This is a genomic window from Pelagibaculum spongiae, from assembly GCF_003097315.1.
GTDB classification, from domain to species: Bacteria; Pseudomonadota; Gammaproteobacteria; order Enterobacterales; family Pelagibaculaceae; genus Pelagibaculum; species Pelagibaculum spongiae.
In genome coordinates, this window is sequence record NZ_QDDL01000009.1 from 139,673 (window position 1) to 153,384 (window position 13,712).

Sequence of the window (13,712 nt, forward strand, 5' to 3'; positions counted from 1 at the left end):
AAAATTCCATTATATTCCAATGATCTAATACTTTATGAGGATTTATATTAATCGATAATGGAGCAGCTTAAATTTCTTTTTGTAACTACTCATCCTCTGAAGCTTAAGTTTTACCCGAATTAGCCATCTAAATTGCAATCAAAAGGGTTATGTCCTCTATTCGCAAACTAGAGTCTGTTAATTAGTAAAAACTTGATTTAGATTAAACGTTCAGCAAAAATAACTAAGCATCTGATATCTAGAGCTTTTTCTTATACAAAACCCGCTATTTGACCCTTGCGTCTTAAAAGGGGCAGGAGTAGCCTGAATAAACCATAAAACGTATAGGAATCAACATGCCATATCACGACAGCGTTGTAGATGAACTGAATTTTCTTGTTAAATTTAGTCAGCATTCAATGCAAGAAGGAATTAAACTGCTTGGCTACTTGAGATGCTTCTTTACTCTCCATTGGTACTGACGCACAACCAGCAAAAATCGTTGCAGCAACCGCCACAACAGCAAACTTCTTAATCATTTCTATTCCATTAATATGAATACTTATGCTTGAAACAATTCAAGCTTTCACAACCAAACTAGCAATTTATTGCTGAGCTAGAATTAGAAACGCCATAGTAACAAAAAACACGATAGCGACAAATTCTATTGCACATAACTGACGCATTTTTTTACATGCATTCCAAATAACAAACACCAACCGACACCCATAAAAACAAATGTTATTTCAAAGCAATACAACTAAAAACTGCTTTTTACACACAAAAAAGCCAGCATTAAATGCTGGCTTTTTTATGATTTCGACGATGACATTCCGTTTTAGGAGTCATCTATTTTCTGAGTTATTCCCTAAAACGGAATATCGTCATCAAAGTCGTCAAATCCTGCTGGTGGCTGCTGAACCGCTGGCGCTTGCTGCGGCTGTGCTGCAGGGCGCTGCTGTTGAGCCGGTTGCTGGTAAGCAGGTGCGGCTTGTTGTGGCTGAGCGGCTGGTTGCTGGTATGCAGGTTGGGCGGCAGGCTGTTGAGCTTGCGGCGCAGGTTGCTGGTAAGCAGGTGCAGCTTGTTGTTGTTGAGCGGCTGGCTGTTGATAAGCTGGCTGCTGAGCTTGTGGCTGTTGTTGGTAAGCAGGTTGCGCTTGTGGCTGTTGCGCAGGCTGCTGATAACCGCCTTGTTGCTGCTGTTGCTGGTAACCACCACCTTGCTGATCGCCACCACGGCTATCGAGCATTTGCATTTGACCGCTAAAGCCGTCAATCACAACTTCTGTAGTGTATTTATCCTGGCCATCTTGGCCTTGCCATTTACGCGTTTGCAACTTGCCTTCAACGTAAAGCTTGGAGCCTTTCTTAATATATTTTTCTACCACTTCAGCTAACTTGCCGAAAAACACCACGCGGTGCCATTCAGTTTTTTCCTGCTTCTGGCCTGATTGATCAGTCCAGCTATCGGAAGTCGCCAAAGTCAGATTGGCAATTGCGCTGCCATTGCCCGAGTAACGAACCTCTGGGTCTTTGCCCACATTACCAACCAGAATTACTTTGTTGACGCCACGTGCGGCCATGAACTTTCTCCTGAACGCCAGGGGCTGGTACCCAGCTGGCAAGATGTAGATGATCTGTATATCCGGTCAAGGATATCATATTCAAATAGAATGTAACTTGCTTCAAACGAAGCATGACAAACGATAAATTACTATCGGTATCACGCCCCTTCAAGCAGTGCCAATGTATCGGAATCCAGCAGGTCTTTATCTACCTTGAGATAAACCACCGATGCGGTTTCAGATAATTCAGCTTCAGCAATGCCTTTTCTGCTGCGCAAATCATTAATCAAATCTGCTGGATTGGCTTCGCCAACGGCTAGCAACATTCTAGTCAGGTGGGTTAAGGGTGCCATGGTCGCTGCTAATAATAACCAAACAACCAACAGTGCTGCGCAGAATAAAAACACGGTGGTTTGACCGTAATGACCTAACAACCAACCGCCCAAACTGCCACCTAAAAATGCACCAAAAAACTGGGAAGAAGCATAAACGCCCATCGCGCTACCACGAGAAGCAGCGGGCGCTAACTTACTCACCAATGACGGCAAGCTGGCTTCGAGTAGATTAAAGGCAATAAAGAACAATGCCACTACTGCGATTAATGCCCAACTACTTTCAATTGAAGTCGCCAGTAACAACTCAACCACCACCAAAGCTGCAATCGCGCCGCAGAAAACTTGTTTCATCTTACGGCCTTTCTCGGCAATGATAATAAACGGGACCATCGCGACAAAAGCCACCACCATTAATGGCAACCAAACCATCCAGTGATCACCCACTTGCAAGTCAAGCACCTTGACCATTTGGCCAGGCAACATGACAAACAATGCAGTGACGATGCAATGCAAAATCATTACACCTAAATCGAGCCGAACTAGTTCTGGGTGTTTTAACATCGACAGTAGCTGGCCGGGAGAAGCTTCGGCGTCACTATGGTGCTGCAGTTTTTCTGGCGTTGGGGTAATAAAAGCCACCACCGCCACACCACACAATGCTAAAACACCAGTGATCGCGAATAAACCTGACAGGCCAAACCAACCACTTAATAGTGGGCCTGCCACCATCGCCGCAGCAAAAGATAACCCAATACTGATGCCAACAGTGGCCATGGCACGTAAGCGACGACTCTCACGAGTGAGGTCGGCAAGTAATGCCATTAATACTGCAGCAACTGCACCGGCACCCTGCAAAGCTCGCCCGGCGATCACGCCATAAATATGCTCGCTAGATGCTGCTAATAAACTACCCAAAGCGAACACTAACAAACCGGCAATGATCATGGGTTTGCGACCGACCTTATCGGACGCTATGCCAAATGGAATCTGTAGAAATGCCTGTGATAGGCCATAAACACCAATCGCCAGGCCCAGTAGCGCAGGAGTTGCCCCTTCAAGACGGGCACCTTCAACTGCAAATACGGGAAGGATCATAAATAGCCCAAGCATGCGCAGGCCATAGATTGCGGCAAGCGATGCGGTGGCTTTTTTCTCAGCAACACTGAGACTGGAAGCACTCATTTTGATTATCGAAACAACAGTCATCTACGAAGGGGCGCATCTTATCACAGCTTTGACTAACCCTATTGCCACTAAGTGATATCGAAACGCTAGATATCCAAGCTACTTATTAAAAGTGTGGAAGTGCACAATTCAGATCAAATTAGAAATGACTTATATATAGATTCGATTTCAAAGCTGCCTTTGGTTTGTTGAAACACCTTCAATTCAAAAATTCTGATCGATACTTCCGCTTCATATCTCTAACTGACAAAATACATCAGTAGGAATATCAGTATTCCCTAACATAATGAGTCACGGTTTTTTTGGGTTGAAACGACACCCTTTGATAGAACAACTTTGATTTTTTAAAATAAAAAAATCAAATGAAACTCAATTGTAAAAATTTAAACCACTGTAATAAACATGTAACACCAATAAAAAATCATTTAAAGCATAAAACAAATAAATATTTAGCAATAACTATTGTACTCACACGAAAAAATGTTGAGAATGACAAAAAATTAACCATAAAAATAATAAGAGATATAAAAATGGCCATAAAAGAGCTGGTACTTGTTGGTCGACCCGTGACGCAAAACATTGCGCTGCTTTCGGTACTCGAGCAAGAACTCTCGGGCCAGTTCAATCAATTCAGCCTATATAGTGATCAGCACCATATTCCAACAGAGGATTATTTGTATCTGGTAGATGCAGAACTGCTAGATGACACCGCTGTAAAATGCTTAATGGAGTTGGCAGACCAGAATAACACTCAAACATGCGTTGCTTTATTTAACGTCTCTCGCAAGCAAGCTCAAAAAACTCACTTACCTAGCATGCACTTGTATGGAATTTTCTTTGAAGATGATCCGCTTGAAACGGTTATTCGCGGCGTGAAAGCCATACAAGATCAAGAGTATTGGATTCCCCGTGATCTCTTTGGAAAAATGCTTGAGAATAAAAACCGCCAAAGCGCAGGCCTGCGCACTCTCACTAACCGAGAAATTCAAATACTGCTATTAATTACCGACGGTCGTTCGAACCAAGAAATCGCCTCGGCACTCTATATCAGCAACCACACCGTCAAGACCCACATCTATAATCTGTATAAAAAAATTGGGGTTAAAAGCAGAATGCGCGCCGCTATTTGGGCAGAACGCAACCTCAATCAAAAAACACAATCTCTTAATTAAGACAACAAACAAGCCAATTGGAAATCAGAATCATGCGCATTTTTTTTATATTTAAGCGCTTTTTATTCTTAGCTTTGCTTTTTCCACTGAGCGCTTATGCAAGCGACAAGCTACTTGATGAAATCCCCGGCATTGTAGTCGACCAGACTATCACGGTATCTGGCCACCGATTTGCTGAGGCTTTTTCTATGCATCGCAGCTTCTACTTTCCACAGGCGCAAGCGGGATTAGTAATTAAAGAGCGGCCTTCTGCGCGTCGAGGCAATTTAATTTGGGTGGAATGGCAGCACAAAAGGCTAGTGCAAACGCTAGTATTTCCCTCCAGTAAAACCGAAGCCAGCGCATTACAGCTACTCAAACAGGCTCAACAAGCGATTAAGAAACACAAAATCCAACAATTATTACTCGGCCGAGATATTCAACAGCAAGATCTCGCCCAAGACGAATGGTAAAATTAAGAGATGATAACAATGAAAAATAGATCTCAGATTAAACAAAGGTTCGTTACACCTTTATTGGGCATTTCGCTACTAGGCTTTTTGGCTAGTGCTCAAGCAGGCCAATTAACCTGGCATCCGGTCAACCCGAACTTTGGCGGCAGTCCTTTAAATGGCTCCCAGCTATTAAGTAATGCTCAAGCGCAAAGTCGCCACAAATCTCCTAGCAGCAGTGGCTATAAACAACGATCTGCGCTGGATCGATTTACCGATTCATTAGAATCTAGACTACTTAGCCAGCTATTAACTGGCGTCGGTGATGGTAAAACGGGCAGTCTATCTACCGACGATTTTTTAGTCGCAATTGAAGAAATTGATGGCGTGCTGCAAGTTGTCGTCACAGACCTAGCCACCGACGAAACAACCATTATTGAAGTCAACGGCCTGATTTCAGATTAATCAGGTACGGAAATACTACCGATGAAAAATAAAACAATAACCATTATCAGTTTGGCTTTAGTATTGCTACTTGCAGGCTGTAGTTTTCAACCCGTTAAAAGCTTGGTTGGCCCTCCAATAACTGGCCCCCAGCGAGCAGAATTTAGTGAGACTAGAAAAAACTTACAACAACTGCCTTCGCCTCGCGGGAAAATCGTTGCTGCAATTTACAGTTTTCGCGACCAAACCGGGCAGTACCGGCCTTCTCCCGCTAGTAATTTTTCCACGGCAGTACCTCAAGGTGGCGCAGCTATTTTAGCATCTGCATTACAAGATTCTGGTTGGTTTATTCCATTAGAGCGCGAAGGGTTACAGAATTTATTAACTGAAAGAAAAATAATCCGTGCATCACAAAAAAAGCCTGATACACCTAATAATCATTCAGATACTCTTGCGCCGCTATTAGCCGCCAATGTTTTACTCGAAGGCGGAATTATTGGTTATGAGTCTAATACCAAAACCGGCGGAATAGGTGCTCGATACTTTGGAATTGGCGGCTTTGAAAAATACCAGTTAGATCAAGTAACGGTAAATATTCGTGCAATTGATATTCGTTCGGGGCAAATACTCAGCAGCGTAACGACCAGTAAGACTATTTTGTCCCGAGAGCTATCTGCCGGCGTTTATCGCTTTATTGACTATAAAAGACTGCTCGAAGCAGAAACCGGCTACACCACTAACGAACCCATTTTGGCTTGCTTGACACAAGCAATCGAACGAGCCGTTATAGAACTGGTTGCTGATGGTATTCAAAAAAATCTTTGGTCTTTGAAAAATTCTCAAGATAGCAATCACCCAACACTGACTTCCTACCTCGAAAACTCATAACTTAAATCAAAAAACGCACCCCCAAATGAGGGGTGCGTTAATTTTTAAAAAGCATAAATATTCATTCTTTAAATAAATTGAAAAACCTTTGTAATCAAACATCAAAACTCTGGTACTTTGGTACCAGCCCGCCTAGTACTTTGATTTTAATTTTAAGCATCTAGTTCGATATACACACACAATTAATGCGCCGAAAATATTCATATTCCCAGCCACCCACGCTGTAAAAAAATGACGCGCCAATCACCAGTAATTTTGCGAAATTTCATTGCAATACTGCTGTTACTAAATTGCATGATGTCAGCATATGCTCAAGATATCGACGCGGGAAGCGAATTAGGCAGCTCTAATTTTGCTGAGCTGTCTCAATCTGGAAATGACCATTTTATTCAATCTGGACAATTTGGTAGTAACCATATTCTTCAGGTCCAACAAAATTTTCAAAGCAATCATTTACAAAGCTTTCAAAATGGCAATAACCATCAAATTATTGCCTCAATGGACGGAATAAATAATGCAATAGCGGTGCAGCAATTTGGGGAAAGTCAATACGCAGAGCTTTATCAAAATGGACTTGAGAACCAAATTCTTTTGATTCAACAAGGCTATGCAAACAACACCAATATTTACCAACTTGGGCAAAACAATAGCGCTCAGGTCATGCAGCATGGAAATGAAAACCTTACTTCGATTCATCAAGAAGGTTATGGCCTGCAAGCAGTGGTTATTCAGACCGGATATGCACAGACCGCATCAGTTTGGCAATACAACTAAAAATCCCTCGATAATACAATGGAGAATCACCATGATTAGACTTACCGCAGTTGCTTCGGCAATTTTACTCGCAACTTCAGCACAAGCTGCTTCAGATAATAACAGTGCCAATGTCGATCAAAATGGCTCTGACCATACCACTATCATCACTCAAGTTTATGAAGCAAATGATAACAGCGCGGTAGTCAATCAGGCTGGTAGTCGCAGTCGCGCTGTTGTTATTCAGCAATCAGCATCAAACAACAATGCCAATATTGACCAAGATGGCGAATCCAATAACGGCGACATCGTACAAACCAGTGCTATAAATAACGGCGCTTCTGTCAATCAAAATGGTGCTAGCAACTCTGGCAGTATTTCTCAAACTAACCAGAACGATAGTAACGCGACAGCTACCACCGTCGGTGATAACAACCTCAACACAATTCATCAGTGGGATGGTGCTGAAAATACCGCTACCGCTAGCCAAACAGGTAATAATAACGACCTGCATCTTGATCAGTACAATGGTACTTACAACAGTGTTGGTACTGTGACTCAGTTGGGTGATGGCAACACTTCGCATACCCAGCAAGAAGGTAGCGATCTGAATTTGCAAGCGACTCAAACTGGCGACCAAAACAGAATTTATAGCAGCACTTGGCAAGATACTTATTCTGGTGGACAGCTGGGGCGTGATCAGCAAGCACTCATCACACAAACCGGTAATGAGAATGAGCTTCGCTTCAAACAAGAAGGTAATTTACAAAACCTGACGGTATCTCAAACCGGTAACAGTAACGACATGTTGGCAGAGCAAAGCGGCAGTGCTAACGATGCTACATTGTCTCAAAACGGCGTTCAAAATAATGCCACCGTCAATCAATCTGGTACGAATGCTGAAGCAATCACTAATCAGATTGGTAATAACAACGCTCTGAATTTGCAGCAATCTGGCGATTTAATGCTTGCCGATGTAAACCAAACCGGTGATTTGAACACTGCTGGCGTCACTCAAGATGGTGTTAATAACACAGCAGTTACCAACCAAATTGGCAACCAAAATGCTGTAACCTCATCACAAAACGGCACGGATCAAACAGCAAGCCTGACTCAATATGGCAATCTTAACAGCGTCACTGCCACTCAAACTGGCGAAAGAAATGCTGCAATTTCTTTCCAAGATGGTGATGCAAACTTGATTACGCTTGATCAAGCTGGAAACGATCATTCAGCTAGAATTACGCAAACTGGTTTAAACAACGAAGCAGATTTAGGCCAAGGCGGATCAACCCAGTCAGCTATTTTGGCTCAAAGCGGCAGCGATAACCTTGCAACTGTAACGCAAGCTGGAAACGACAACAGCGTCGATTACAGTCAAGCCGGCGATACAAACACTGCGAATATCGATCAAACGGGTTCTGAAAACATCATGACCGGTTACACCGTTGGTGATGATAACCTAGTGAATGTTTCGCAAAGCGGTGAGTTAAACGAAGCAGTCGTGCATTCATGGCCTGGCGCTAGCTTTGAAAGTGAAGTTGCTCTGACTCAGTCAGGCTTCTCTAACTTTGCCCATTTGGACCAAGCTGGAACCGGTCACTTAGTGACTGCAACGCAAAACGATAGCAGCAACTATATCTACAGCTTGCAGCAAGGTAGTGATAACACTGCGACAATCAATCAAGGCAGCAACTAATAACCTGTTGAAATAACAGTTTATTAAAAAAACAGGCTAGCAATTGCTAGCCTGTTTTATTTTACAGATGACAATAATTAACAATTAAAACAATAAATATAATTACCAACAAATAAGTCAACCAACCACCTTCCAGCACCACTCACTATAAAAATCATACAGTTAAACTAAAATATGACTGCATATTTTCAAATGAACATGAAAAAGCGACTAAGGTAACTTATAAGTTAATCAAAAAAAGTCACTGATCGTATGGATAAAAAACCATTTCTTATTATAAGTAATTTATTTACATTAATATCATTAGCAATTGTTTCATTCGCGAGCAGCGCAGTGTCAAACAAGTCTATTCCGACACCCGCTTATAATTACAAACACATCGTTCATTTTGGATTATTACGAGACAGCGTAGGTCTTGAAACAAATGCTCACGCAATTTCTTCTCCACAATCTAATCAGTATCAAGACTATTTAACAACTGGACAAACGGCTCAAAAATTCGGTAGCAGTAGCCAAAACATTCAACAAGTCGTTAATTACTTAGAATCGATTGCTGCAAAAAATATTGAAATCCACCCATCAAAAATTAGTATCTCGGCTGAATTTAATACCGCACAAATGCAACAGCATTTATGTGTCGACTCCAGTAAAAAACCTACGCAAAAAACTTGCACACCTGAGTCATTAGCCCCGTACATCAAAGAAATTGTATTAAATTATTTTTTACTTTCAGACCCAAGCAATGAAGAAAAAAACAATATAACGACAACAGCGAAACTTCAAAGCATCATCAATAAACCAACATGCGATGAAGCTAAAAACTTGCAGTCAGATAACGTTTTCTTACCCAAACAAATGATGACTGCTTTTGGTATCGATCAATTACATCAGCAGGGTTTTAAAGGTCAAGGCATGCGTGCTGCCATTTTATTAAGTGAAGTCATACCATCTCGGGCAGACAACGACACTTACCGTGATTGTTTTTCCATTACAGCAGATTATCGAGAATTAACAGAAACGCCCTATGGATTACCACTTAGCAATAACATAGAAGCACAAATAGATATTCAAACCATATTATCCATTGCACCTGAGATTGAGGAATTAACTTTTATTGGTACAGGTGTCATTGTTGGTGGTGGCGACCAAGTATGGCTGCTAAGCAAAGCAACTAATCCGGTAAATTTTCAACATGGCTTACCGCAAGTCATTAGTATTAGCCAAGGTTCTAGAGAATCTGATAATTCTGCTGACGAAATATCATTAGCCGAGTCATACGCTCAATTAGTCGCAGTAACAGGCAGCACTTTAATCGCAGCCAGTGGCGATTTTGGCTATCTCAACCAAAACTTTACTCCTGCGTTAGGCGCGGTTTACCCAGCATCTTCACCATGGACAACTTCTGTTGGCGGCATAGAAGCTCAACTCAACAATCAAGATCAAATCACATCGGTTGCGGTATGGCAAAAGACAAATAACGACGGTAGCGGCGGTGGGCCATCATCAATATTTAAGCGACCAAATTGGCAGAAAGGTCTTGGGGCATTTCCCGGCGAGCAGCGTCTCACTCCTGACATTGCTTATATCGCAAGTAATAGTTATATCTACTTTAACGGCGGTCATTGGTTAACTAACGGCGGCACTAGTGCCTCTGCACCATTTTTTGCCGGTGCAATATCTCTGGTTAATCAGCAATTAATATCAAAAAACAAAAAGCCATTAGGCGCATTAAATCCTCTGCTATACCAACTGGCTAACTCTTATTTATATGATGATATTTTTTATTCTGTGACACAGGGAACCAGCAATATACATGGTGATCTAGACCCAAACATTGGTGGCGCTTGCTATGGTTATAATCAAGCAACCGGACTTGGCGCAGTTAAAATTAACCGATTAATTGAACAATTAAATTAAGCCAACATTGATACATTTCGCACTTGAACTCGCTAGAAATAAACCTTACTAGCGGGCTCATTACAGATAGCTAATGTACGGTTAAGCATTCAATTTTAAGCCTACTGGATATATAATCAGTACCCGAGCTTCACCCCCAGGATATCGCAGTGGAAAAAATACTGGTTCGCGGCGCACGCACCCACAATCTGAAGAACATTAATATCGAGTTGCCTCGCGATCAGCTAATCGTGATCACCGGCCTGTCAGGCTCAGGCAAGTCTTCACTGGCTTTCGACACGCTATATGCTGAAGGACAACGTCGCTACGTCGAATCATTGTCGGCCTACGCACGCCAGTTTTTGTCGTTGATGGAAAAACCCGATGTTGACCATATCGAAGGTTTGTCTCCGGCGATCTCGATTGAGCAAAAATCCACTTCGCACAACCCGCGCTCCACTGTGGGCACGATTACCGAGATTTACGATTATTTACGGCTGTTATACGCCAGAGTCGGTATTCCCAGCTGCCCAGACCATAACATCGAGCTAAAAGCACAAACCATTTCGCAAATGGTTGACCAGCTAATGCAACTCCCCCAGGGAGAAAAAATTATGCTGCTAGCTCCGGTGATTCGTGATCGAAAAGGCGAGCACCAGCATATTCTGCGCGACCTACAAAGCCGCGGTTTTATTCGCGCCCGTATTGATGGTTTAGTGGTTGATCTAGCAGAACCGGTCACGCTAGATAAAAAACGCAAGCACACCATTGAAGCAGTGGTCGATCGTTTGAAAGTTAAGCCGGGCATGGAAATACGACTAGCAGAATCTATTGAAACTGCATTGGAGCTTTCCGATGGTTTATTACAAGTCGCCTTTATGGACGATGACAGCAAAGAACATTTGCTATTTTCAGCACGCTTCTCTTGCCCGAAATGTGGTTACAGCCTGACTGAACTTGAGCCAAGGTTATTCTCTTTTAACAATCCGGCAGGCGCTTGCCCAACTTGTGACGGCCTAGGAATAAAACAAGTCTTTGACCCATCGCGAGTGGTTCAAGATGCAAGCTTATCGCTAGGTGATGGCGCAATTCGCGGCTGGGATCGGAAAACCACCTATTATTTCCAAATGCTAAAAGCCCTGGCGACACATTTTAAATTTGATGTTGAAAAGCCATTTAACAGCCTGCCAGATGATATTCAGAAAAAAATACTTTATGGCTCTGAAGGCGAAGAAATTAAATTCAAATATCTAAATGATCGTGGTGACATTATTAATCGCTGTCATCCATTTGAAGGTATCATTCCCAACTTAGAGCGCCGCTACCGAGATACTGAATCTAACTCGGTACGGGAAGAGTTGAGTAAATACCAAAGCAACCACTCTTGTGACCATTGTGATGGCAGCCGCTTACGGGTTGAAGCTCGCAATGTTTTTATCGAGAAAAAAGCATTGCATAACATTACCGAATTGCCGATTGGCAAAGCCGGTGATTTTTTTGCTAATTTACATTTAACCGGGCAGCGTGGCGAAATAGCCGATAAAATTCTTAAAGAAATTAATGAACGACTCGGATTCTTAGTTAATGTCGGACTAGAATACTTAACCCTAGATCGCGGCGCTGATACCTTATCGGGCGGTGAAGCACAACGAATTCGCCTTGCCAGTCAAATTGGTGCTGGCCTAGTCGGCGTGATGTATGTACTGGACGAACCTTCAATTGGTTTACACCAGCGAGACAACGAACGCTTATTAAAAACCCTTACCCGCTTACGCGATTTGGGCAATACCGTAATCGTGGTCGAGCACGATGAAGATGCGATTCGCCAGGCAGATTATATTGTCGACATTGGCCCCGGCGCTGGTGTTCATGGTGGTGAAATTGTCGCTGAAGGGAAATTACCGGATATTTTGAATAATAAAAACTCGATGACCGGAAAGTTTCTTTCTGGCAAAGAAAAAATAGAAATACCCAAAGAATTTGTCATTGCTGACCCGAAACATCAATTAGTATTAAAAGGTGCCAGCGGCAATAACTTAAAAAATGTCGATCTAAAAATCCCACTGGGCTTAATGACCTGCATTACCGGTGTTTCTGGTTCGGGTAAATCGACCTTAATTAATAACACCCTTTATCCGTTAGCCGCCATCGAGCTAAACCGGGCAACCACATTGCAAGTCGCACCGAATAAGGGCATTAGCGGGCTAGAACTGCTAGACAAGGTAGTTGATATCGACCAAAGCCCAATTGGCCGCACCCCTCGCTCCAACCCGGCTACCTACACCGGTTTATTTACGCCGATTCGTGAATTATTTGCCAAAAGTCAGGAAGCCCGTTCACGTGGTTATAAATTAGGGCGCTTTAGTTTTAATGTTCGCGGTGGCCGCTGCGAAGCTTGCCAGGGCGACGGTTTAATTAAAGTTGAAATGCACTTTTTACCCGATGTTTATGTGCCATGCGACACCTGTAAAGGCAAACGTTATAACCGGGAAACGCTGGAAGTTCGCTATAAAGGCAAGAGCATTCATGAAGTGCTGGAAATGACGGTTGAAGATGCCCGGCAATTCTTTGATGCCATTCCGGCACTAGCACGAAAATTACAAACCTTAATGGATGTTGGGCTTTCTTATATCAAGCTCGGTCAAAGCGCGACCACTCTTTCTGGCGGTGAGGCCCAGCGGATTAAATTATCTCGCGAGCTATCTAAACGGGACACCGGGAAAACCTTATATATTCTTGATGAACCCACCACTGGCTTGCATTTTCATGATATTCGCCAGCTGCTTGGCGTGTTACATAAATTGCGTGATCGCGGTAATACCATTGTGGTGATTGAGCATAATCTGGATGTGGTGAAAACTGCTGATTGGGTGGTCGACCTTGGCCCAGAAGGCGGAGACGGCGGCGGCATGATTATCGCCACCGGCACACCAAACACCATTGCCAAAAGCAAAAAATCCTATACTGGTAAATTTTTAAAGCCAATGTTGAAATAGCTTTTAATGACGAAATAAAAAGGCGCGATTAAATCGCGCTTTTTTTATTCAAAAAATACAACATGGAAATCGATACAAAAAACCAAATGCAGTTATACAAAACCACTAAAGAATAATCGAACTCTTCTCCCGGTCTTGAAAATACTAATTCAAAATCAGATATTAAAATGTAGGCAGAAAACAATAAGAACATTACCAATGAAAATAGCATCTTATTCTTAGGTGCAAGACTAAAAGAAAGCCAAACGAAAACGATAGAAAAAACCAAATAATATACAAACATAACAATATGGTTTCCATATGAAAGAAACAATACCTTGCTGGGTATAAGTAATGTGGCTAAAGATGAAATCAGGAAAGAGGCAATTAT

General features: G+C 42.5%; 11 protein-coding genes and 1 pseudogene. 9 read left to right on the forward strand and 3 right to left on the reverse strand.

Annotated elements, in window-relative coordinates; all coding sequences use genetic code 11:
• Positions 1-335: 335 nt before the first annotated feature.
• Positions 336-380, forward strand: a pseudogene (locus DC094_RS22905) (hypothetical protein); the annotation flags it as partial.
• A gap of 15 nt (positions 381-395) precedes the next feature.
• On the opposite strand, the gene DC094_RS22735 reads toward DC094_RS22905, so the two are convergent.
• From DC094_RS22735 to DC094_RS17695, 3 genes are all read right to left on the reverse strand, one after another.
• Positions 396-518 (reverse strand): hypothetical protein, encoded by a 123-nt coding sequence (locus DC094_RS22735; protein WP_255420945.1) that lies wholly within the window; start codon positions 516-518, stop codon positions 396-398.
• 329 nt (positions 519-847) lie between these two features.
• Complete coding sequence (gene ssb / locus DC094_RS17690; RefSeq protein ID WP_116688454.1) at positions 848-1,561, reverse strand: single-stranded DNA-binding protein; 714 nt, start codon at positions 1,559-1,561, stop codon at positions 848-850.
• Between the two features lie 140 nt (positions 1,562-1,701).
• The gene (locus DC094_RS17695; protein WP_116688517.1) at positions 1,702-3,060 is read right to left on the reverse strand and encodes an MFS transporter; all 1,359 of its coding nucleotides are present in this window, start codon (positions 3,058-3,060) and stop codon (positions 1,702-1,704) included.
• A gap of 365 nt (positions 3,061-3,425) precedes the next feature.
• Here DC094_RS17695 and DC094_RS17700 point away from each other — a divergent pair, with 365 nt between their 5' ends.
• From DC094_RS17700 to uvrA, 8 genes are all read left to right on the forward strand, one after another.
• Positions 3,426-4,235: a helix-turn-helix transcriptional regulator gene (locus DC094_RS17700; protein WP_116688455.1), complete on the forward strand. Its 810-nt coding sequence runs from the start codon at positions 3,426-3,428 to the stop codon at positions 4,233-4,235.
• Between the two features lie 32 nt (positions 4,236-4,267).
• Positions 4,268-4,687: a CsgE family curli-type amyloid fiber assembly protein gene (locus DC094_RS17705; RefSeq protein WP_116688456.1), complete on the forward strand. Its 420-nt coding sequence runs from the start codon at positions 4,268-4,270 to the stop codon at positions 4,685-4,687.
• A gap of 18 nt (positions 4,688-4,705) precedes the next feature.
• Complete coding sequence (locus tag DC094_RS17710; RefSeq protein ID WP_116688457.1) at positions 4,706-5,131, forward strand: curli assembly protein CsgF; 426 nt, start codon at positions 4,706-4,708, stop codon at positions 5,129-5,131.
• A gap of 21 nt (positions 5,132-5,152) precedes the next feature.
• Positions 5,153-5,998: a CsgG/HfaB family protein gene (locus tag DC094_RS17715; RefSeq protein ID WP_116688458.1), complete on the forward strand. Its 846-nt coding sequence runs from the start codon at positions 5,153-5,155 to the stop codon at positions 5,996-5,998.
• 231 nt (positions 5,999-6,229) lie between these two features.
• Positions 6,230-6,772 (forward strand): hypothetical protein, encoded by a 543-nt coding sequence (locus DC094_RS17720; RefSeq protein ID WP_116688459.1) that lies wholly within the window; start codon positions 6,230-6,232, stop codon positions 6,770-6,772.
• A gap of 31 nt (positions 6,773-6,803) precedes the next feature.
• Positions 6,804-8,450, forward strand: a complete 1,647-nt coding sequence (locus tag DC094_RS17725) for a hypothetical protein (protein WP_158527381.1) — start codon at positions 6,804-6,806, stop codon at positions 8,448-8,450.
• A 333-nt stretch (positions 8,451-8,783) separates the two neighbouring features.
• Positions 8,784-10,367: a S53 family peptidase gene (locus DC094_RS17730; RefSeq protein WP_158527382.1), complete on the forward strand. Its 1,584-nt coding sequence runs from the start codon at positions 8,784-8,786 to the stop codon at positions 10,365-10,367.
• A gap of 149 nt (positions 10,368-10,516) precedes the next feature.
• Positions 10,517-13,342: an excinuclease ABC subunit UvrA gene (gene uvrA / locus DC094_RS17735; protein ID WP_116688462.1), complete on the forward strand. Its 2,826-nt coding sequence runs from the start codon at positions 10,517-10,519 to the stop codon at positions 13,340-13,342.
• Positions 13,343-13,712: the final 370 nt, after the last annotated feature.